The sequence below is a fragment of the Gordonia sp. CPCC 205515 genome (assembly GCF_048537925.1).
Taxonomy (GTDB): Bacteria; Actinomycetota; Actinomycetes; order Mycobacteriales; family Mycobacteriaceae; genus Gordonia.
Genome location: NZ_JBCLVJ010000008.1, coordinates 191,764 through 216,877, shown reverse-complemented (window position 1 = coordinate 216,877; position 25,114 = coordinate 191,764). Strand labels below are relative to the sequence as shown.

The window sequence follows — 25,114 nt, the reverse complement described above, 5'->3', positions numbered from 1 at the left end:
ATCGTCTCGCTCGTTGGAATCGCGTTTGATACATCGGATAGCCTAACCTTTGTTGTGCCGATACTCCCAAGTCCGGGGGTCGGCGCCCGTCGTTCGTGATGCAGTGACGTCGGGTGTTTCGAGGATGGGTAGGCTAAGCTTCTGTGTCGACTGTCAGGACCGTGCCCCGTGGTGGACGAGTTCACGCATCCGCGGATGCGCGAGCGTGAAGCGCGCGTCCTCTGCGCAGCAAGGTCTCTGGTTCGCGCAATCCATCTCCACACCGTCGCCGGTCTTCACCGTCGGGCAGCTCCTCGACTTCACCGGCAGCACTCCCGAAAGCGGTCCGGACCCCGATCGCCTGCTCCGTGCCGTACAAGCCGCGCTCGACGAAGCCGACGGCTTGCGATCACGGTTCCGTGCCGGCGACCGCGGCGACGTGTTCGTCGAGGCCGGCGACCCGATGATCGCCACATTCCTGGACCTCGGTGACGATCCCCGCGCGATCGACGCCCATGCCCGCACCGCGGTCGACGTGGTCATCGATCCCGCGGTCGACCCGTGCGCCGCGGCCACCGTGCTCCGCGCCGGTGGACGAATCTCGTTGCTGGTCATCGCACATCACATCGTGCTCGATGCCTACGGTCTCGGATTGCTAGATCGCCGGATCGGGCAGCTCTACGCCGACCCCGACGACGACCGCGGACTGCGGTCGGTCACCACGCTGGCCGACGACTTCGACGCCGCACCCCCGCACGCCGCGCAGTTCTGGTCGGACTACCTCGCCGGCGTCGACGGCCCGCTCACCCTGGCCGACCGCCCCCGCGACCATCGCATCGCCCGATCGGTGCACACCGTCCGCACCACCCTCGACGGGCTGGGTGGTGTGACGCGCCGGCCGCATCAACTGGTGGCCGCGCTCGCCGCGTTCTGCTCGGCGAGCTCCGGGACCGACGACGTGGTGCTCGGTTTCCCCCTGATGAACCGGCTGGGTTCACCAGCGGCAAATGTCCCGTGCACCACCGTGAATGTGGTCCCACTGCGGGTGCCGGTGGCGCCACACCACACCACCGATCAGCTCGGAGCCAGCGTCACCGAGCAGATGCGCGCCATCGCGCCGCACGGTCGTTATCGCGGTGAGGACATCGTCCGCGACCTGCGTCGGCGGGGGGTGGACGGCGCGACCGGACCGACCATCAACATCAAACCGTTCGGTGCGAGCGTGCCGTTCGGAGACCTGACCGCCCACGTCGAATCACTGGCCCGCGGACCCGTGGTCGACCTGTCGGTCACCGCCCTCGGGCTCGACAACGGCGACCTCGAACTCCTGCTCGATGCCGACGCCTATCTCTATGACGCCACGCGACTGGACGACATCGCCACGGACCTCACGATGTTTCTCGGCACGGCACTCACCGAACCGTCGATTCCGTTCGGCGCCATCGCTCATGCGTCCACCACCGAGTTGGTCGCCGGCATCCACACGGCCGACCGCGGCACCTGGGTGGCCACCGATCCGACGCCGATCCACGAGCGCATCACAGCCGCACCTGCCGCCGCGACCGCGGTCATCTGCGGTGACGACGCCCTTACCTATGCCGAATTACACCGGCGTGCAACCGAATTGTCGGACCAACTCGGTACCTGCGACGCCGAGGACATCGTTGCCGTCGCCATGCCGCGCGGCATCGACCTCATCGTGGCACTGCTCGCGGTGCTGCGCAGCGGCGCCGCCTTCCTGCCACTGGATCCGGGATTCCCCGCCGATCGGATCGCCGCGACGCTCGCCGATGCCGACCCGATCGCCGTCATCGAGCCCGACATCGACGGCCCGTCGGTACGCCGGCTGCGGCCCGCGCGGCCAATCCGGTCGTTAGGACCCGTCCGGTCGGTGCCGTCACCGGACTCCCCCGCATACGTCATCTACACCTCCGGCTCCACCGGCGTGCCCAAAGGTGTGGTGATCGGCCATCGTGCGCTCACCAACTTCACCGAGTCGATGATCCGCGAGATCGGTTATCGCACCGGCGAATCCCTGCTCGCGGTGACTACCATCTCGTTCGACATCGCCATCCTGGAGACATTGGTGCCGCTCGCCGCCGGGATGACCGTGGTGCTGGCGACGCCCGACGACGTCCACGACCCGGCGCGGCTGTCCGCGCTGATCGACCGGCATCGGGTGCGGGTCATGCAGGCCACGCCGTCGTTGTGGTCGGCCGTGCTCGACGCCGGACATGCGGCCGCGCTGGCACAACTCGATGTGCTGGTCGGCGGTGAGCAACTGCCACCCGAATTGGGCACCCGCCTGGCGCGGGCCGCCCGGTCGGTGCGCAACATGTACGGGCCCACCGAGACGACGATCTGGTCGACGACCGCTCCGGTGCACGCAGGCGAGCCGATCCACATCGGCATCCCGATCGACAACACCGGTGTGCGCGTGCTCGATTCACGCCTGGCGCCGCTACCGGTGGGGCAGGTCGGCGAACTCTATCTGACCGGCGACGGGCTCGCGCGGGGTTACCGCGGGCGTGCGGATCTGACCGCGACCCGCTTCCTCGCCGATCCGTACGGCGCCGACGGCGCACGCATGTACCGCACCGGTGACCTGGCCCGGATCGCGGCCGACGGCACTCTGACCTGCCTGGGCCGCACCGACCACCAGGTCAAGGTTCGTGGTTTCCGGATCGAACTCGGCGATGTGGAAACGGCGCTGGCCGAGCATGATTCGGTGGACCGTGCGGTCGCATCCACGGTGGACGGCCGGCTGGTCGGGTACGTCATCGGAGCGGCCGGGCAGGAGATCGACGCGGCCGCACTACGCGGACACGTCGGTGGTCTCCTCCCCGACTACATGGTGCCCGCAACGGTCGTCGCCATCGACGAACTCCCGCTCACACCGAACGGAAAGATCGATCGAAAAGCGCTGCCGCGTCCGGATTTCGCCGCTCTCGCCGGGCATTCCCGCGCTCCGGCCACGCCGGCCGAGCAGGCGTTGGCGCGCGGCTTCGCCGACGTCCTCGGCGTGCCGACGGTGGGTGCCGACGACGATTTCTTCGTCCTGGGCGGCGACAGCATCACCGCGGTGCGGGTGGTGGCCGCGGCAGCGGCGGCCGGCTGGGCGGTCACACCACTGCAGGTCTTCGATCATCCGACCGTCGCCCGGCTCGCCGCGGTCGCCACCGCCGTGACCGCCGACGCCGGCAGTCCCACGCCCGCGGCAGCGGAGTCGACCGGCCTGACCACCGCCGGTCTCGCAGCCGATGAGATGGACGAACTGATGGACGGAAACTTGCTGTGACAACGACTTCCGCGCCGACCACCACGCAGCAACTCGCCGATGTGCTGCCGCTGACGCCACTGCAGGAGGCGATCGTCTATCACTCCACCCGGCCTCGGCCGGACGGAGTGACCGACCCGTATCTGATCCTCGCCGACCTCGACCTCACCGCCCTCGTCGGTCCCGTCGATCCGGCCCGGCTGCGCGCCTCGATCGCGGTCGTCCTCGATCGCCATGCGGCGCTCCGCACCTCGTACACGCGGCGGCGCACCGGGCAACCGGTGGCACGGGTGCATACCACCGTCGACGTCCCGCTACGGATAGTCGACGGCGACATGGACCTCGAGGCAATGAGGCAGGCCGAGCGGGTCACCGGGATCAGTCTGACGAGCGCCCCGCCGGTCCGGTTCGTTATCGCGCCGACGTCGGGCACGCTGCTCGTCGTCGCCCATCACGTGGCCGTGGACGGATGGTCCCTGCATCTGTTGCTCGACGAGATCGTCCGCAGTTACCGCGGCACCGAACACCCGCCGGTCCGTCCGATCAGCGACTTCTTGCGCTGGCTCGGCGCGCGCGATACCGGAATCGCCGCCTGGACATCTGCTCTCGCCGGATTCGAGAGCCCCACCACGGTGCCCGTGATCGGGCCCGCCGACGGGTCCACGGTCATCAGCCACACGTTGTCCGCCGACGACTCGGCGCGTCTGCGCGAGGTGGCGCGGTCGGCCGGGGCAACCCTGAACACCGTCTTCCAACTGGCGTGGGCGCAGGTGCTCGCCGCGCACAATGACACCGACGACGTCGTCTTCGGCGCGGTCGTCTCCGGCCGCAATCCCGCCGTCGCCGGTGTCGACGAGATGGTGGGCATGCTGGTCAACACCATTCCCGTGCGAGTGCGGATCGATCCCGCGGACTCGGTCCGCGACACCCTCGCGCGTCTCCAGCGCGAACAGCTGGCCCTGCTCGAGCACCATCACACGGGGCTCGCCGACATCGTGTCCGCGATGGGCATCGGCGAGCTGTTCAACTCGCTGGTCGTCTTCGAGAGCTTCCCGCGCGGCGACGTGCGCCCGCATATCGAGGATGAGAATACCTATCCGGCAACACTTCTCGTGGAGGATGAGCCGGAGATCCGGGTGCTGCTGGAGCATCGCGGGGCCGACGCCGCCCTGCTCGACCAAGCGCTCGTCGCGCTCACCACGCTGGTCACGCATCCCGACACCCCGATCGGCCGGCTGCCGCGCACCGACAACACCGGTGCTGACGCCACTGCCGCCGTTGCTGATGTCGCCGCGCCCGCGCTGCCGTATGTCGGGGTGGCACAACAGTTTTCGGATACCGCGGCACGCAGTCGGCGCCGCACCGCCGTCGTCTGCGGCGACCAGCGGATCGGCTACCGGGAACTCGACACGCTCGCCGGACAACTCGCCGCCGCACTGACGCGTCGCGGGATCGGCCCCGAATCGGTGGTGGCACTCGAATTGCCTCGCCGTATCGAGCTGGTCGCAGCCTTGCTCGCGGTGCTGCGGACCGGCGCCGCCTACCTGCCGATCGACCCGGGCTACCCGGCCGATCGGATTGCCTTCATGCGGGCCGATGCACGACCCGACCTGATACTCGATCCCGCTGCGATGGCCGCGCTGCGCAGCGACATCACCGCCGACACCGCCACTCCCGCGCCCGTCACGCCGCATCCCGCGGCCGCGGCGTACCTGATCTACACGTCCGGCTCCACCGGTCGGCCCAAGGGTGTCGTCGGCACCGCGGCTGCACTCGCGAACCGGATCGCCTGGGCCGCAAGCCGCTGGACCGGTTCGACGGTTCTGGCGAAGAGTTCGATCGCATTCATCGACGGCAGCACGGAGATCCTCGGTGCTCTGACTGCAGGCGCGACCGTCGTTCTCGCCGACGACGTCACCGCCCGTGACGCCGCCGCGCTCGCCGGCCTGGCGCTCGACACTGCCGCCGACCAGGTCACCGCCGTCCCGTCGCTGGCACATGCCATGGTCGACGCCGTCCCCGCCCTGCGTCTCGAGCGGTGGATCGTCTCCGGCGAGCCGCTGCCCGAGCCGACCGCAGAGTTGTTGCGCCGCAGTGCTGCCGAGGTGATCAACTCGTACGGGTCGTCGGAGGTGGCCGGCGACGTCAGCATGGGGGTGATCGCCGATGACGTGCATGTCGGGACCGCCGTGCCTGGCACCGGCATGATCATTCTTGACCGCCATCTGCGGCCGGTTCCGGCCGGTGTACCCGGTGAAGTGTATGTGACCGGAGTGCAGGTGGGACGCGGCTATCGCAGCCAATCAGCCCAGACCGCAAGTCGTTTCGTCGCAGCGCCACCGAACGCCGGAGCCGCCGGTGACCGCATGTACCGAACCGGCGACCGCGCAGTCTATGCCGCCGACGGCCGGTTCCGGTTGCTCGGGCGCAGCGATACCCAGGTCAAGATCCGCGGCAACCGGGTGGAGCTCGGTGAGGTCGAATCCGCCGTACTCGCCGTCGACGGGGTCGACGAGGCCGCGGTGATCGCCGGCGCGGATAACGATGGGACACAACGGCTCGACGCGTACGTCGTCGGGACGTCGGCGCCCGCCGACATCGCCGCCCGACTGGCCGCGTCGCTACCCGGCTACATGCTTCCGTCGACCTGGACCCGGTTGACATCGATCCCGCGCACCCCCGGCGGGAAACTCGACCGACGGTCACTGCCTGCCCCGCATCGGGTTTCCGTCCCGCACCGGCGCGCGACCACCGATGTCGAGCGGACCGTGGTGACCGCGGTCGCCGAGGTCCTCGGCATCGACGAACCCGGCCTGGACGACAACTTCGTCGATCTCGGCGGCCATTCGCTCTCCGCAACACGGGTTCTCACCCGACTGCGGGTTGCCACCGGCAGCACGCTGAGCGTGGCGCAGATCTTCGATCGGCCCACGCTCGGCGATCTCGCCGCACTGCTCGATGCCGCCGGCACCCACGCCGCCGAGACCGCTGCGGATGAGCCGACGGCGCTCGACGTGCGGCCGGACCCGATTCCGCTCTCCCCCGCGCAGCGACGGCTCTGGTTCCAGAGCGGCATCGACGACTCGGCCTACACGGTGCCATTCGCCGTCGAATTGGTCGGTGGGACTGTCGATCACGATCGGCTGGAACGCTCGTTGCAGGGCGTCGTCGCCCGGCACGAGGCATTGCGCACCCGCATCGTCGACGGGGCACAGGTCATCGACGCACCTGGCGTCACAACCGTCCCGATCGCCGAGCACGACACCCCGGCGGCCGATCATCTGATCGCCGACCTCGTCGCGCGGCCATTCGACCTCACCAGTGACTCCCCGATTCGGGCCGATCTGATCCGGTCCGGACCGGAGCTTGCGGTTCTGCTGATCACGGTGCACCACATCGCCGCCGACGAATGGTCGGCCGGCCGACTGTTCGACGAGCTCGCCGCCGGCTACAACGGCGTCGAGGTGACCGCCCCGCCGATCCAGTTCGCCGATCACACCGTGTGGCAGCTCGCCCGCCTCGGCGACGCCGCGGACACCACCTCCCTCGCGGCCCGTCAGCTCGCACACTGGCGCGACGTGCTGGCCAACGCCCCGGACGAGCTCGCTCTACCCTATGACCGGCCCCGCGGCACCGACCGCGATCATCGTGGCGCCCAGGTCGATCGGGTCCTCGACGCAGAATTGCTCGGCACGCTCGGTGACCACGCCCGGGCGGCCGGCGCATCGATGTTCATGGTGGTGCATACCGCGGTGGCCGTGGCCTTGTCGGCCTCCGGCGCCGGGAACGACATCGTCGTGGGCACCCCGATCGCCGGACGTGGCGCCGCTGCCGCGGACACGCTGATCGGCATGTTCGTCAACACCCTTGCGTTGCGGACCGACCTATCGGCGAATCCCACGCTCGATGACGTTCTGGCGCAGGTGCGGCGGGCGGATCTGACCGCCTATGAGCATGCCGATGTGCCGTTCGATGCCGTCGTCACCGCGCTTGCTCCGGAACGATCGCTGGGTCGGCATCCGCTGTTCCAGACGATGGTGCAGTATCGCGATCCGATCGTGGCACCCGCGTTCGAGGGTCTGCGGGCCACGCCGGTGTTCCCGCTGACCACCACCGCGAAGTTCGATCTCACCTTCGAGTTCGCCGAACTCGAGGATCGGGGCGGTGTCCGATTGCGCCTGGAGTACGCCACCGAATTATTCGACGCCGCCACCGCCGAGGCGCTCGCCGATCGGGTGATCGCGGTGCTGCACAGTCTCTCTCGCACACCCGGCACGCGACTGGCGGACCTGCGGTTTGCCGACGACACGGCCCCGGCGGCACCAGAACTACGGGGCGGGTCGCGCACCCTGGTCGACGTGTTCGCCGACACCGTCGCCGCCCACCCCGATCGCACCGCCGTGACCTGGGGCGCAACACGCCTGTCGTACCGCGAGATCGACACGCGCAGTGCGCACCTCGCGGCTCGGCTGCAGAGTGATGGGGTTGGCCGCGGGGACTTCGTCGCGCTCGCGCTGCCCCGCTCGTCCGATCAGGTGACCGCGGTTCTCGCCGTGCTCCGCGCCGGCGCCGCCTACGTGCCGATCGACCCGCACTATCCGCAGTCGCGCATCGACGACATCCTCGGCGATGTCGCGCCGCGGGTCATCATCGACCCCGACTACCTGGACGCTGCTTTCGCGACACCCGAATTTGTTGCTACAGCCTATTCCGAAGCGCTGTCCACCGATCCTGCGTACGTGATCTTCACCTCGGGATCCACCGGGCGCCCGAAGGGTGTGGTGGTCTCGCACGCCAACGTCGTCGCGTTGCTCGAGCACACCGCGGGACTCTTCGACTTCCGGCCCGACGATGTGTGGACGCTGTTCCACTCGTATGCCTTCGACTTCTCGGTGTGGGAACTGTGGGGGCCGCTGTCCACCGGCGCCGCCCTCGTCGTCCCCGATCGGGAGGTCACGCGTTCACCCGCGGAGTTCGCCGCTCTCGTTGCTGCCGAGGGTGTCACGGTGCTGAACCAGACGCCGTCGGCGTTCTTCGCGCTCGACTCCGTTGACACCCCGGCCGAGAATCTCGACCTGTCGTCGCTGCGATATGTAATCTTCGGCGGCGAGGCACTCGACCTCGGCCGCCTGCAGGGGTTCACCGCCCGCCACCCCGACATCACGCTGGTCAACATGTACGGGATCACCGAGATCACCGTGCACGCCAGCCATCTCGCGCTCACCGCCGACGACATCGCCGGCGCTACCGGTTCCGACATCGGTGCACTGCTGCCCGGCTTCGGCGGAGCCCTGCTTGATCAGTACCTCCGCCCCGTGCCCGATGGCGTGACCGGCGAACTGTACCTGGCGGGTCCGCAGGTGGCGGCCGGCTATCTGCATCGGCGGGGTCTGACCGCGTCGCGCTTCGTCGCCGACCCGCGGGGCAATGGAACGTTGCTGTACCGCACCGGCGATCTGTTCCGCCGGGTCGCCGGCCGGCTGCTGTACGATGGGCGCGCCGACGCGCAGGTCAAGATCCGGGGCTTCCGCATCGAACTCGGTGAGATCCGTTCGGCGGCAGCCTCACTCGATGGAGTGCGGGACGTCGCGGTGATCACCCGACCGGGACCCGACGGCACGCCCCGCATCCTCGCCTACATCGTCGGCGACACCGATGCCGCCGTCGACACCGATGCGATCCGGGTGGCTCTGACCGCTCGTCTGCCCGAGCACATGGTGCCTGCCGCTGTCGTGGCCGTCGACCGAATCCCGTTGACCGTCAACGGAAAGACCGACACCGCGGCGCTGCCTGACCCAGAGTTGCGGGCAGGTGCCGGACGACGACCGTCCGGGGAGCTGGAGATCGCGCTCGCCGACATCTTCGCCGACAGTCTCGGCCTTCCCCGCGATGCCGACGGTGTCCCCGAACTCGCCGCCGAGGACGACTTCTTCGCGATCGGCGGGGACAGTATTGTGTCGACCACGATGGTCAACCGGGCTCGCCGCCGCGGCCTGCGCATCACCCCGCGCGACGTATTCACGCATCGCACGGTCGCCGGATTGGCGACCGTCGCCGAGTGGATCGACGGTGTGGAGACCCCTACCGGCGAGGTCCCGGCCGCCGAGACCACCGCCGGGCGCACTCCGATCGCGTTGCTGCCGGTCGTGCATCGACTGCGCGAGTTCGGTGGCGCCATCGATCGGTTCAACCAGTCGCTCGTCGTCGACACCCCCGCCGGACTCGACCACGACCGACTGGGCCGGGCACTGCAGTCGGTGCTGGATTCGCATGCAGCCCTGCGCAGCAGGCTGACGGTGGTCGCCGGGACGGTCTGGACAATCGAGGCCGAGCCGGTCGGCGCAGTCGCCGCCGACGATATCCTCGAGACGGTGGCCATCGACGCGCACGGCACCACTTTCGAGACAATCACTGTCGAATCCGACCGCGCCGCAGGTCGACTCGCACCCACCGCGGGCCGCATGCTGGCAGCCACCTACCTGGAGCCGGCCCCCGGTGAGACCGGCCGGCTGATCCTGGTGATCCATCACCTCGCCGTCGACGGGGTGTCGCGACGCATCATCCTCGACGACCTCGCCGCCGCCGATGACGCATTGGTGGCCGGCACCGCCGTCGCCGCGCTCCCGGAGATCACGTCTCTGCCGGAGTTCGCCGACGCCGTCACCGCCCGTGCCGGCGATCCCGCACTGCTCGGTGAAGCGCAGCATTGGGCCGAGACCCTCGCCCCCGGTGGCGAACTCGTACCAGGTGTGCCCGTGCGTGGCGGACGGGTGGGAGATCAGCAGCATCACGTCGTGACCCTGGACACCGAGATCACCCGTGCGCTCCTGACCGAGATCCCGGCCCACCTCGACGTGGGCGTGACGTCGATCTTCCTGGGCGCGTTGCGCTCGGCCGCCACCAGTGCTCTCGGCACCGCCGATCTCGTCGTCGACACCGAACGCCACGGCCGCGATACCGATCTCGCGGGCCTCGGCGCCACGCTCGACCTCTCGCATACCGTCGGTTGGTTCACCACGGTTGCACCGCTGCGGCTCACGCCGAGTCCCGATCTCGTGACCGCCATCGACGCTGCCGAACGCGGATGGAACGAGATGCCCTCGGCCGGCGCCGGTTTCGGCATGTTGCGCTATCTCAATCCGCAGTTGTCGGCGGCGCTGGCGGGCCTCGGATCGCCGTCGGTGCTGCTGAACTACCTGGGGCGCTTCACCGTTGGGGGCGGAGCACCGTGGCAGCCGGCCGCCGAGTCGGCCGCGCTGCATGCCACCCCCGACCCGGATCTCGGGTGCGGGTATCCGCTGGAGATCGACATCGTCTGCCGCGACGAGGCGTCCGGTCCGGTGCTCTCGGCCAGCTTCGCCTACCTTCCCGACTCGCTCGACGAGGACACCGTGCGACGGCTCGCCGTCGCGTGGCACGACGCGGTGACGTCGCTGCCGGCACAGATCGGAGTTCGGCCGTGACCTCAACGTCTCTGCGCACCCTGCCCGCCCTGGCCGGGCAGCGCGACATCTTCCTCGCCATGCAGGTCGCCACCGACCCCACGCTCTACAACACGGGGCTCTACCTCGATTTCCCCGCCGACCTCGACGCCGAGCGACTACGCGCGTGCTTCCTGGCCGCCCTCGATTCCGCCGAGGCGCTGCGGGCGGTGTTCCTCGTCGACGAGGCCGGGGAACTTCGGCAGCACATCCTGCCCACCGACCGGTGGCAGTTGCGCGACCGCGAGATCACCGCGGCCGACACCGCCGACTGGATGCGCGCCGACATGGCCGTGCCGATGGACATTCACACCGGTCCGCTGGCGGAGTTCACCCTGCTGCACACCGACGATCACCGCATTCTCGGCTACATCAAGGTCCACCATCTGGTGTGCGACGGTGTCGGACTGATTCACTTCGTGCAGCGGGTGCAGGAGCTCTACGACGGCAAGCATCCGACCACCGCGTGGGACCTGGCGACCGTGGTGGCCGCCGAGGACGGTTACCGCAGCGGTGACGAGTTCACCACCGATCGTGACTATTGGCTTGAGCGGATGGCCGACCGTCCCGAACCGGTGCGGCTGCTCGACGCCGAGCTACCTCCGGGGACCGGAGAACTCCACGCCCGCTTCGAGGTTCCCGTCGACCAACTGGTCCCGTTGCGTGCGGTGGCGTCGGCGGCCGGGGTACGTCCGGCGGTCCTGATGATCGCCGCGGTCGCCGCGTTCGCCCGGATCCGCACCGGGCGGGACGATCTCGTGTTCGCGCTGCCGGTCACCGGGCGTCTCGACCGGGCGGCACGCACGATTCCGTCCATGGTCACCTCGGTGCTGCCGTTGCGGGTTGCCGCCGGCGATCGGGACACCATCACCGATCTCGCCCAGCGGGTGGATCGTGCGCTGTTCGGGCTGCTGTCGCACAGCCGGTTCCGGGGTGAGGATCTCGGCCGTGCGCTGGCCGCCACCGCGGAACCCGGCACGCCGTACCGGATGTTCGGGCTCGGCGTGAACGTCATGTCCAACACCACCCGCCAGACGATCGGCGGCCACCAGGCATCGGCGCACGCGCTGGCGTCGGGACCGGTCTCCGACGTGGAGATCCAGATCCAGCTGCGGCGCAAGGACAAACCCGCCGAGGTGGTGCTGCGCGCGGTGCCGGAGGCGGCCGCCGAGGTGCAGACGATCGCGAAGGAGTTCGCGACGTTCCTCGAAACACTGTCCGTGCGAACCGATCTGCGGCTGAGTCACCTCGCCGCGGGCACCGAACCCGACCCCGACGACGAGTCCGTCGGCCCGATGGCACTGACTCCCGTGCTGCATCGGTTGCGCACCGCGGCCATCGACCCGACGAGTCTGCCCGCGCGAAGGCTGCGGGCGCATGCGGCAGCCGGCACCAGTCGGGAGACCATCGATCGAATCCTGGCCACGCTCGTCGCCCGCCACGGCGTACTACGCACCGAGTTGGCGCGTCCGGTGCCCATCCTGTGGACCGTGACCACCGCACCCGCCGAGACCGCCGCGTTCACCGGCACGGTCGATTACACCCCGGAAACCGGCGACCTGACGGTCGGGGTGGATCCGGTGCTCGTCGACCCGGTGTCCGCGGAACTGCTGGCCGCCGACCTGCAGTGTGCCCTCGACGACGACGCGGCCGGACGGCACGTCGAGATCGATCCGGTACCGAACTCGGTGCAGCGCATCGCCGGCGACCTGACCGCGACCGCAGGGAACGTGTCGGCACTCGCAACGTGGTTGCAGATCCTCGCGCCCGGCGCTTCCCTGGAGGCACCCGCGACGCTGCCCGACGACACCGTGGTGATCGACCATGTCGTCCCCCTCGCCGATGGGTCACAACCACTTCCGGCCACACCGGAGCGTCTCGCCCGAGCCGTGACAATCGCGATCGCAGGAGTACTCGGCGACAGGGCACCGCAGGCGTTGCTCCTCGACGTCGTCGGCGATCTCCGTCCGGACGGGGCCGCCCGCACCGCCGGACCGCTGCAGGCCCTGCGCCCCGCCCGCATGAACCTGAGCAACCTCGAGTACGCCACGCCGGCCGGCCCGGCCTTCGACGTGCTGCGGTTCCTCTCTCCGCAGGTGACCGCCGCCCTCACCGCGGCGACCACCGCAGGCGAGATCGTCGACCCGCAGATCCTGGTGGGCGACTACGGGTTACCCACCGATCACGCCCTGAGTGTCGCGGTCCGTCGCGACGACACCGGTGCGTGGATCCTGCGGGTGACCGCCGACCCTGCGCGCATCGCCGGCGCCGACGCTCTGGTGCCCGCGATCGCCGACGCGGTGTCCGCGGACATCGCCGGCCGACTGGTGGTGCTCGACGACGATGTGCTCGCAGACTTCACCGCCACCCACGGCGAGATCGCCGACGTGTGGCCGCTGACGCCGCTGCAGGAAGGCCTGTATTACCAGGCGCGGGTCGACGCCGAGGCCGACATCTACACCGCGCAGTTCTGGCTGGACTTCGGGCATCTGATCGAGCCGGATCGGCTGCGGGATGCGGCCCGGATGCTGCTGCGGGAGAACCCCGAACTGCGGGCCGCGTTCGTCGAGCACGACGGCCGGCCGCTCGCGTTGATCGTCGAGGAGGTCGAACCCGACATCACCGCTGTGGATCTGTCTGGGGTCGACCTCTCGGCTTCCGCCGATGCCGACACCGCCCTCGAAGACGTCCTGGTGGCCGACCGCGCCCGCGGATTCGCGCTGGATGAGGCACCGCTGTGGCGGATGACGCTGGTCACGCTGCCCGGCGAGCGCACGCGCCTGATCGTGAATCGTCGTTTCCTGTTGTGGGACGGCTGGTCCGGCGGACTGTTCGTGTCGCGGTTGCTCGCTCACCTGGACGGCACCCCGGTGCCGCCGCGCGAGGCGTCGCTGCGCGACTACCTGGCCTGGATTGCCCGCTCCGACGACGCGGCCGCGGTCGACACCTGGGCGCGTCACCTCGCCGGCTACGACGAGCCGTCCCTCATCGCACCACGTGCGGTCGGCGGCGCACCGCGGGCGCCCAAGCGCATCGAGGTGCAGCTCGGTGCCGGGCTGTCGGATCGGTTGCGCGGCGACGCGCGGGCCGCCGGCGTCACCCTGAACACCGTCCTGTCGACGGCGCTGACCCTCACCTTGGCGCGGGTGCTGGGGCGCACCGACATCGCCTACGGGTCGACGGTCGCCGGCCGCCCGACGGAGGTACCCGGCCTCGACACCGTCATCGGACTGTTCCTCAACACCGTGCCGGTGCGGACCGTGCTACAGCCCGCCGAGACCGTCGCGGACCTGTTGGCGCGCATGCAATCCGACCGCGTCGACGTGATGGCCTACGATCACATCGGTCTCGCCCACCTACAGCAGGAGACCGGCCATCCGGTGCTCTTCGACGTCCTCTACGTGCTGCAGAACTTCCGCACCGAGGACGAAGAGCGCGAACAGTCTGCGCTGCACGACGTCACCGGTGAGGGCAGCCTCGATCACACCCACTATCCGCTGGCACTCGTCGTGACCCCGGGCCACGACATCCGGTTCCGCCTCGAATACCGCGACGATCTCGTCGACGACGTGGCCGCCGACGAGTTCGTCACCCGATTCCGGTGGCTCCTCGAGACTCTCGGCACCCACCTGTCGGCACCCGTTGCGGCACTGGATCTCACCCTGCCGGCCGACCGGCCGCTCGTCGGACCGGCGCATCCGTTGCCGGCGACCACCGTCTCAGGTCTACTGTCCGAGCGGGCCGCACTCATCCCGGACGCCGACGCCCTGGTGTTCGGCGCCGACCGCCTCACCTACGCCGAACTCGAAGCGGCCGTCGACCGCGCCGGGCACGTCCTCGCCGACCACGGCGTCGGACCGGAATCGATTGTCGCGCTCGCGGTTCCCCGAACGATGCACACCGTCGTCGCGTTGTTCGCGATCCTGCGGGCGGGCGGTGCCTATCTGCCGCTCGAACTCGATCACCCCGACGATCGGCTGCACGGCATCATCGATGACGCAGCACCTGTCCTGATCCTTACGCACGGCACGGTGGCGCACCGCTTCGATCCGGTTGACCTGCCGCAGTTGCAGATCGAGGACCTGCCCACCCCGGTGCGCGTCGAATGGTCGGCGCCGCAGGTGAATCCGGACAGTCCGGCGTATGTCATCTATACGTCGGGTTCCACCGGCAAACCCAAGGGTGTGGTCACGCCGTACCGCGGGTTGACCAACATGCAGCTCAACCACCGCGAGAAGGTGTTCGAGCCGGCGATCGCGGTCGCCCGCGCGGCCGGCATCGAGGGACGACTGCGGATCGCGCACACCGTGTCGTTCGCGTTCGACATGTCGTGGGAGGAACTACTGTGGCTCGTCGAAGGCCACGAGGTTCATGTCTGCGATGAGGATCTGCGGCGTGACTCGGCTGCGCTCGTCGACTATTGCGCCGCCCATCGCATCGACGTCATCAACGTCACCCCCACCTATGCCGCCCAGTTGTTGGCCGACGGTCTCCTCGACGGCGCACACGTGCCGCCGCTGGTGCTGCTCGGTGGTGAGGCGGTCTCCGAGCCGGTATGGACGCGGCTGCGGGAGAACTCGGAAACGTTCGGGTACAACCTGTATGGGCCCACCGAGTACACCATCAACACTCTCGGCATCGGCACCGACGAATCGCCGACGTCGTCGGTGGGTACACCGATTTGGAACACCACCGCGCATCTGCTCGACCCGTGGTTGCGGCCGGTGCCGCACGGGGTGGCCGGTGAGCTCTACATCAGCGGTGCCGGATTGGCGCGCGGCTATCTGGGTCGTCCGGATCTGACCGCGGAACGCTTTGTCGCCGACCCGTTCTCCACCGCCGGACGTCTCTACCGCACCGGCGACCTGATGAAGGTGCGGCCCGACGGGAACCTCGACTTCCTCGGCCGCACCGACGACCAGGTGAAGGTTCGTGGGTATCGGGTGGAGCTCGCAGAGATCGACGCCGCGCTCACCGCCCTGCCGGAGATCGCGTCGTCGGCGGTGGTGGCGACCGCCGATCCGGCCGCACCGGACGTGAAACGGCTTGTTGCCTACGTCATCCCGGCCGATCCGTCGTCGACACCGGATTTCGCCGACATTCGGCGACGCCTCGGCGTGTCCCTGCCCGACTACATGGTGCCGACCCTGTTCGCGACGGTCGATGACTTCCCGATGACCGTCAACGGCAAACTCGACGTCAAGGCGCTGCCGGAGCCGCAACGCACCGGTACCCGGCGGGCGCCGCGCACCGATCTCGAACGCCGCCTGTGTGACATCTTCGCCGACGTCCTCGGCCTTGATACCGACGGTGACCTCGCCGTCGGTATCGACGACGACTTCTTCGAACTCGGCGGGCACTCGATGGCCGCGATGAAACTCGTTGCGGCCCTGCGCAGTGACCTCGGTGCCGAACTCGCCATCCGTGATCTCTTCGAGGCCCGCACTCCGGCGGACATCGCCGCCCGCGCCCGCCTGACCGGGTCCACCACCGACATCGTGGTCGGCCCACGGCCGGAACGGATTCCGCTGTCGCCGGCGCAGGAACGGCTGTGGATTCTGCACACCCTCGACCCGGCCGATGTGTCGTACCACTACGGACACGTGGTCCGGTTGCACGCCCCGCTCGACGTCGACGTGCTGCGCGCGGCGGTCGGCGACGTTCTGGCGCGGCACGAGTCGCTGCGCACCCTCATCGACGAGGTGGACGGCGAACCCGCGCAACGGATCATCGATGCCGCTGACGTGCCCGATGTGGTGGAGACCGGGCGGATCAATACCGCGGGACTTGACGCTGAGCAGGTGATCGTCGAGATCACCACTCGTTCCCGCGAGTTCCTGACCCGACCGTTCGATTTGCGGACCGCACCGCCGATTCGGGTGCGGTGGGACGAGGTCGGCGGCGCGGGCCGCGCCGGCGACGCCGGGGTGCTCACCCTCGCCATGCATCACATCGCCACCGACGAATGGTCGGATCGGCCCCTGCTCACCGACCTGACAATCGCCTACGCGGCCCGAACTGCGGGTGTCGCACCGGAATTCGCGCCACTGCCGGTCCAGTACGCCGACTACGCCATCTGGCAGCGGGAACGCATCGCCGAACGCGGTACGGCACAACTCGATTTCTGGGCCGAGGCCCTCGACGACCTGCCGGATGAACTGGCGCTGCCCCGGGATCGGGCGCGTCGCCCCGGGCCGGCCGGTCCGGCCGCGACCGAGACCATCACCCTGGGCGCCGCCACCCGCACCCGGCTCGCCGAGGCCGCCCGCCGCGGCGGCGCCAGCATGTTCATGCTGGTACAGGCCGCGGTGGCGACCCTGCTGCATCGGGCGGGCGCCGGCGAGGACATCCCGCTGGGCACCCCGATCTCCGGACGCAACGACCCGGCCCTCGAGGACCTGATCGGCTTCTTCGTCGGTACCCAGGTACTGCGCACCGACCTGTCCGGGCGGCCGCGGTTCGATGAGCTCCTGGAACGGGTGCGGCTGACCGATCTGGCCGCCTTCGACAACGCCGACGTCGACTTCCAGCAGGTCGTCGAACGTCTGGCGCCGGCGCGCGTCACCGGACGCAATCCGCTGTTCCAGGTGAGCGTCGGCTATCTGCCGCTCGATTCGGTACCCGGCGAGTTCCTCGGTGCACCGGCCACGTTCGAGCAATTGACCGCGGTGGCCGCCAAGTTCGATCTGTCGTTCACCGTCGTCGACGTGACCGCGACCGGCGAACTGACGGTGGCCCTCGAGTACGCGACCGACCTGTTCGACGCCGCCACCGCCCACACCTTGCTCGATCAGTTGACCCGCGTGCTCGACGCGGTGGCCGCCGACCCGCGGGTGCGGGTGGACACCATCGACCTGCTCGACGCAACGAACGTCGCCGCGCTGCGGTCTATCGAGTCGGGACCGGCGTCACCTGCCGAGTCGATGACCGTCGTCGATCTCGTCGCACGCGCGGTGACCGCTCATCCGGACGAGGTGGCGCTGCGCGACACCTCCGGGCACTCACTGACCTACCGTGACTTCGATCGAGCCACCGAAGCGCTCAGCCGCCACCTGAGTGCCTTGGGCATCGGTCCCGAGGACGTGGTCGCCGTCATCGCCGACCGCAGCATCGGGCAGCTCGTCGCGCTGCACGCGGTGCTGCGCGCCGGGGCCGCCTACCTGCCGGTCGACGTGGATCTACCCGCCGAGCGCATCGAGTTCATGCTCGCCGACAGTGCCGTCGCCGCCACCATCGTCGACCGCGCCGACTCGCCGTATGCGCCCGAAGTGCCCCGGCTGGTCCTCGAAGATTCGACGGTCGAGGCCGACACCAACGTCGATGGTCCGGTTCGGACGCCACGGATCCGTCCGGAGAACCCGGCGTACGTGGTTTATACCTCCGGCTCGACCGGTCGTCCCAAGGGTGTCGTGGTCTCTCATGCCGCGGCGGCCAACGTCATCGAGTGGCGTCGTACCACGATGCCCGGGACCGGGACCTTCGGTCCGGGCGACGTGATGCTGGTCAAGACGCCGGTCGGTTTCGACGGCGCAGTGTGGGAGTTGTTGCTGCCCTTCATCTCCGGGGCCACCGCTCTAGTCACCGAGCCGGGCGCCCAGCGGGATCCGGCGCGGCAGGCGCAGATCATCGCCGACCACGGGATCAATGCCGCGGTGTTCGTGCCGTCGCTGCTCGCGCTGTTCTCCGAGTACTTGCCGCAGGTTCCGACGTTGCGGCACATCATCGCCGGCGGCGAGGCCCTCACCGCGGAACTCGCCACCACCGCCGTCGCGGCATCCCCGCAGCTGCAGCTGATCAACGCGTACGGACCCACCGAGACCACCGTCGTGGTCACCGACCACACCGCGGCGCCGCACACACCCACCCGGACCGTGCCGATCGGCCGACCGGTCGCGGCCACCGATCTGTTGGTGCTCGACGGTTCCCTGCGCCGCGTCGGCGACGGCATGATCGGTGAGCTCTACGTCCGCGGAACCGCGCTGGCCCGCGGCTACCTCGGACGTCCGGGCCGCACCGCCGCCTCCTTTGTCGCCGACCCGACCGGCGAGCACCCGGGTGCCCGCGTCTACCGCACGGGCGACTTGGTCCGCCGCCGCGACGGCATGCTGGAATACCTGGGCCGCAGCGACTCCCAGGTCAAGGTCCGCGGCAACCGGGTGGAGATCGGTGAGATCGAGGCCGCCATCCGATCGCTCGACGACATCGACGGGGCGGCCGTCGCGGTCGACGGCGATCGGCTTCTGGCCTGGGTGGTGCCGACACAACCTGGTGCCGCCGCGGATTCCGAGGTCGTCGACGCCATCACCCGTGCGTTGTCGACCACGTTGCCCGCCTACATGATTCCGGCGCCGATCACCGTGCTGGCGGAGTTCCCGCTCAACCACACCGGCAAGCTGGATCGGCGGGCGCTGCCGATGCCGGCGCTCGGCTCCGCGACCGGTACCGCACCGCGCACCGAACTCGAGTCCGATCTCGCCGAGATCTTCGGCGCCGCCCTCGACGCCGAGGTCACCGACATCCACGGCAATTTCTTTGCCCTGGGCGGACATTCGTTGTTGGCGATCAAGGTGATCAACCTCATCCGGGCCACCCTCGGCTACGAGCTGGGGCTGCGGGTGCTGTTCGACAACCCCACGGTGGCCCAACTCGCCGACCACCTCACCTCCGACGAATTCGACTCCGCCGCAGCAACGGTCACCGACCTGCGCCGCCGCACCGACACCGCTCCCGTGCTGTCGTTCGGGCAGGAGCGGATGCTGACGCTGCACGCAGTCGCCGGACCGACGGCGACCTACAACGTGCCGATGCTGTGGCGCCCGGGCGGCCCGACGGGCACCGAGCAGATCGATCACCCTGCGTTACGTGCCGCGATCGGCGACGTCGTCGCGCGTCACGAGGTGCTACGGACCCGCTACCCCGACCAGATTCCGCTGGTGGAGTCCGATCCCGAGGTGCCGGTGGTGCTCGCCGCCGACCCGGCCGACTTGTTCACCGCCGGAACGTATGCGTTCGACCTGGCTGCCGAGATCCCGATCCGGGTCACCGCCACCGCCGACATCGTAGTGGTGGTCATCCACCACATCGCGACCGACGAATGGTCGGCGGCACCGCTGCGGGCTGATCTCGATGTCGCGTACCGCGCCCGACTGGGCGGAAGTGCTCCCGTCTGGGACGAGTTGCCGTTGCAGTACGCCGATTTCGCGGCGTGGCAACGGGAACTCCTCGCGGGTCCGCGTCGCGATCAGCAACTCGACTTCTGGCGCTCGACCCTCGATGGGTCACCCGAGGAACTCGCGCTGCCGTACGACCGTCCCCGTCCGCCGCGTCCGTCGGGTCGTGGCGACGGCGTCTTCCTCGGTCTGGCACCGGAACTGGTCACCGGCCTCCGTGCCCTGGCCGATGCCACCGGTACGTCGATGTTCATGGTGGTGCAGGCCGCCGTCGCGGTACTGCTCTCGCGGCTCGGCGGCGGCACCGACATCCCGCTCGGCAGTCCGGTCACTGTCCGCAACGACGCCCGGCTCGATCGGCTGGTCGGCTTCTTCCTGAACACCGTGGTGCTGCGCACCGACGTGTCCGGCGATCCCACCCCCACCGACCTGCTCGGCCGGGTCCGGGGAATCGACCTGTCCGCCTTCGACAATCGCGACATCCCGTTCGAGCAGGTCGTCGACGCCGTTACCGAGCGACGGTCCTCGGCGATGAACCCGCTGTTCCAGACGATGGTCGTCTACGCCGACGGACAACTCCCCGACGTCGAAAACACCGGTGGCGCTGCGCTTCCTGCGACTGATTCATCCGGCCCGCTCGCTTCGCTCCCGGCGCCGACGACGGCCAAGTTCGATCTCTCCTTCGACTTCACCGAGGACTCGACGTCCGGCTCGCCGCGCGTCGGTGGTGTGATCGAGTACAGCACCGACCTCTTCGACCGCGCGACCGTCGAGGCGATGGCCACCCGCCTCACCGCGATCCTGGAGTTCATGGCGACGCAGCCGGATTCGTCGCTACACGACCTCGACATCCGGGTGGCCACCGAACACCGCGACCTGTTCCGAACGGGCCCGGCTCCGACGACGATCCCGGACCTGTTCGACGCCGTCGTCGCCCGCGACCCGTCGGCACCGGCGTTGCGCGGTCCGGACGGCACCCGCACCTTCGGCGAACTCGCCCAGCGGGTGTCGACCATCGCCGGGTCGCTGGCCGCCCAGGGCATCGGACCCGAGGACGTCGTTGTCGTACGACTGCCGCGGAGTGTGGTGGCGCTCGAGGCCATTCTCGGTGTGCTCTACGCCGGTGCCGCGTATCTGCCCATCGAGCCGGATGCGCCCGCGGAGCGGGTCGACGCGATGGTGTCGGTGGCGCGACCGAAGCTGGTCATCGACTCGCTCAATCACGCTGTGCTTGCGAATAGTGCAACACCACAATCGCTTCGACGCCCCGCCGAGGTGCGGCCCGAGCATCCCGCTTACGTCATCTTCACCTCCGGTTCGACCGGTACCCCCAAGGGCGTGGTGATCCCGCATCGCGGACTGACCAACTTGTTCGCCAGCCACCGACGGATGCTGCACGACCCGGCCAAGGCTCGCACCGGCCGCGAACGACTCCGTGTCGGGCACGCCTGGTCGCTGGCCTTCGACGCGTCGTGGCAGCCGCAGTTGTGGCTGTTCGACGGGCACGAGGTCAGCATCGTCGACGCCGACACCCAGCGCGACGCCGAGGCGCTGGCGGCGCAGCTGCGCAGCGAGCGATGGGACTTCCTGGAACTGACCCCGTCGCACTTACAGCAGCTCGATGGCGCCGAAACCACCATGGCTGCCATCGGTTTCGGCGGCGAAGCGGTCGCCGACGCGCAGTGGCAGCAGTATCGGACGCTCCCCGATGCCGACGCCTACAACCTGTACGGCCCCACCGAGGCGACGGTCGACGCGCTGGTGGCGCGTGCCGCCGACACCGAGACCGCGGTGATCGGCCGACCCGTCGACGGCACTCGCGCCTACGTGCTCGATGCGTCGTTGCGTCCGGTGCCCGATGGTGTCGACGGCGAGCTCTACCTGTCCGGCGCCGGTCTGGCGCGCGGCTATCTGGGGCGCGGTGAGCTGACCGCGGAACGCTTTGTCGCCGACCCGTTCACCGCGGACGGCGCCCGCATGTACCGCACCGGCGACACTGTCCGCTGGACACGCGACGGTCAGCTCGCCTACCGCGGACGCGGGGACGATCAGGTCAAGATCCGTGGGCACCGCGTCGAACTGGCGGAGGTCGAAGCCGCCCTCACCGCCCAGCCGGGTGTGCGTGCCGCGCTGGCCGTCGCCCGGTCCGGCCGCCTGATCGGCTATGTCGTCGGCACCCCCGACTCGGCAGCCGTCCGCAGCGGGCTGCGAGACACGTTGCCGGACTACATGATCCCGGCCCAGGTCGTGGTGCTCGACGAGTTCCCGACGCTGGCCAACGGCAAGATCAACCGGCGCGCCCTGCCCGAACCGGTGCTCGATGCCGCGGTCCGTGCGCCGGAAACTGATGCGCAGCGCAGCATTTGCCGGGCGATCGCCGACGTCGTCGGGTTGCCCGCCGAGCAGGTGGGACTCGACGACGACTTCACCGAACTCGGCGGCGACTCGATCGTCGCGATGCAGTTGGTGGCACGGTTGCGGTCGGAAGGTTTCACCCTGGCACCGCGGGACGTGATGACCCATCGCACCGCTGGTGAACTCGCCACGGCCATCGGCGATCCCGGCGCACAGATCGCCGCCCTGCCGGAGATCACCGCTGGCCCGGTACCCGCGACACCGATCGTGCGGTGGCTCGAGGAACTGGCCACCGACAGCGGCCGCTCCGACAACATCGCGAGCATCGACGGCTTCCACCAGTCGGCGCTGCTCCGCGTGCCCGCCGGCATCGACGTGGGCGCGCTGCAACGGGCGCTGACCATGCTCGGCCAACGCCACCACATGCTGCGGGCGCGCCTGATCACCGACGACGGCCCGTGGCGCTTCGACGTCCCCGAGTCGGCCACCGGGCCGATCCTGGTGCGCGAGAACGGTCTCGAGAGTGCCGACGTCGAGTCGGTCGCCCGCCGCGCACGCGCCCGGTTGAATCCGCGGGCCGGAGTGATGATGACCGCGATCTGGATCGACCACGGCGAGGAGCCGGGCCGACTCCTGCTGCAGGTGCACCACCTCGTCGTCGACGGCGTGTCCTGGCGGGCGCTGGTACCCGAGTTGCTGGCGATCTACACCCAACTCACCGAGGGCGCCGCACCGCCTGCGGTGTCGCTGCCGCCGGCACCCACCTCCTTCGCTGCCTGGGCACGCGAACTCACCGGGCTCGACCGGCGCAGCGAGCTCGGTGTGTGGACCGACGTCGTCGACGGCACCGATGCCACCCCGGCCGAGTTGTTCACCCGGCCACTCGATCCGACGACCGACCGGCAGGGCGACGTGGTGCGGCAGCGGGTGGAGATCGATCCCGACCTCGCCGCAGCATTGCTGGGTCCGGTGCCCAGTGCGCTGGGCGCCGGCGTCGACGATGTGCTGCTCGGTGCCTTCGGCTCCGCCGCCGGGGTGCCGACGCTCGTCGATCTGGAGGGGCACGGCCGCGAGGAGCACGTGGTGCCGGGTGCCGACCTGTCCGGCACCGTCGGCTGGTTCACCGCGGTGCATCCGGTGCGGGTGGGCGGCGGCGGATCGCCGACCGATGAGGTTCGCGAGTTGGTCGCGCAACGGTCGCTGCTGCCCGACGGCGGACTCGGTTACGGCATCCTGCGGTATCTGCAGGGTGTCGACTTGCCCGGCGCGGCCATCGAATTCAACTATCTGGGGCGCTACCGGTCCTTCGACTTCGGCGATTGGGGCATGGCGCCCGAGTCGGCCGAGATCGGGCCGGACGACGACATGCCCGGCGGCTACGGTTTGATCGTCGACGTGACCACCCTGGACGGACCGGAAGGAACCCGAATGCAGGCCACCTGGACCTACCAACCCGGGGTGATCGACGCCTCGAGGATCGACACGCTCACGCAGCGCTGGGTCGCCGCGTTACGCGACCTCGCCGACGGAGTCGCCCGATGACCGCCGCACGGTCCGTGCTCGTCGACATCACCCCGCTGCGGGAGAGCGCCCCCTACCGGCGGATCTTCGTCGCCCGACTGATCTCGCTCGTCGGGATCGGCCTGCTGCTGGTGTCGGTACCGGTGCAGATGTTCGATCTCACCGGGTCCTCGGCGCAGGTGGGTGTGGCCAGCGCGGTCACCGGTATCACCACCTTCGTCGGTATGTTGGTCGGCGGCTCGCTGGCCGACCGGTTCGACCGCAAACGCCTCATCCTGGTCGGACGATCCGGCGCCGCACTGGCTTTCGCCGGATTGGCGATCAACGCGTTCGGCCTCCTCGGCGGCCCCTCGGTGCCGGCACTCTATGTGCTCGCCGGCGTCGACGGCCTCATCGGTGCGCTCTCCACCTCGGCACTCATGGCCGCGGTGCCCACACTCATCCCCCGCGAACAGCTGGTGGCCGTCGGTGCGCTGGGTGCGTTGACCGTGCGGATCGGGTCGGCGGTGTCACCGGGTATCGCCGGCTTCATCATCGCGGCCGCCGGCGTGGAGTGGGCGTACACAATCGCCGCGATCCTCGCGACCATCACCGTGCTGATCCTGCTGGGTCTGCCGTCGATGCCACCGACCGCCCCCGTGCTGGGCGAACCGACCGCTCCCCCAACCCCATCCGGCGACGACGCCGCGCCTGCCAAAAAGGTGTCGGTGCTGCGGTTCATCGCCGAACAACGAGTGGTGCTGGGCGTCATGATCATCGGCGTTCTCACGATGTTCGCGGCCGGTGTGGTCGCACTGCTGCCCGCGCTGGTGGCCGAACGTTTCGACGGCGACGCCCGCGCCACGGGTCTGCTGTTCGCCGCAGTCGCCACCGGCGCCATGGTCGGCGCCGTCACCAGCGGCTGGCTCGCCGCGGTCCAACGACCCGGTCGCCTGCTTATGTGCAGCGTCATCGCCGTGTTCGCGGTGATGATCCTGTTCGGCCTCACCCCGTGGCTGTGGCTGGCGTTGGGCCTGCTGGTGGTCATCGGCGTGTTCGAGGCCATCGGAGAAGTGTTGCGCTACTCACTGATCCAGCATCACACCCCCGGCCCGCTGCTCGGGCGGGTCAACGGCATCTGGATGGCCCAGGAGGTCGGCGGCGTGACCATCGGTGCGCTCGTTGCCGGTGTATTCGGCAGCATCTGGGCAGCGTCGGACGCGGTTGTCTACTACGGCATCGTGATGGGTGTGCTCGCGGTGATCGCCGCGCTGACGCTGGGCACCCTGCGCGCCGTGCGCAAGGAGCCGGTCACCGAGACGCCGGTGCCCTAAACGGGCCGGGTCACCTCG

The 25,114-nt window shown here is 69.5% G+C and carries 4 protein-coding genes; all 4 read left to right on the top strand.

The genetic code is table 11. The features are described from left to right. The first annotated feature begins 205 nt into the window (after positions 1–205). Genes AAFP30_RS12945 through entS form a run of 4 tightly spaced genes read left to right on the top strand, consistent with a single transcriptional unit; the run spans position 206 to position 25,096 of the window. Positions 206–3,277, top strand: coding sequence for an amino acid adenylation domain-containing protein (locus AAFP30_RS12945; RefSeq protein WP_419230328.1), 3,072 nt, complete (start codon positions 206–208; stop codon positions 3,275–3,277). After that, positions 3,274–10,719 (top strand): amino acid adenylation domain-containing protein, encoded by a 7,446-nt coding sequence (locus AAFP30_RS12940; protein ID WP_419230327.1) that lies wholly within the window; start codon positions 3,274–3,276, stop codon positions 10,717–10,719. Before AAFP30_RS12945 ends, AAFP30_RS12940 begins: the two co-directional genes overlap by 4 nt. Then, a complete protein-coding gene (locus AAFP30_RS12935; protein WP_419230326.1) occupies positions 10,716–23,804 on the top strand; it encodes an amino acid adenylation domain-containing protein in 13,089 nt (4,362 codons plus the stop codon). The genes AAFP30_RS12940 and AAFP30_RS12935 overlap by 4 nt, the downstream gene beginning before the upstream one ends. Continuing rightward, positions 23,801–25,096, top strand: coding sequence for an enterobactin transporter EntS (gene entS, locus AAFP30_RS12930; RefSeq protein WP_419230325.1), 1,296 nt, complete (start codon positions 23,801–23,803; stop codon positions 25,094–25,096). Before AAFP30_RS12935 ends, entS begins: the two co-directional genes overlap by 4 nt. Positions 25,097–25,114: the final 18 nt, after the last annotated feature.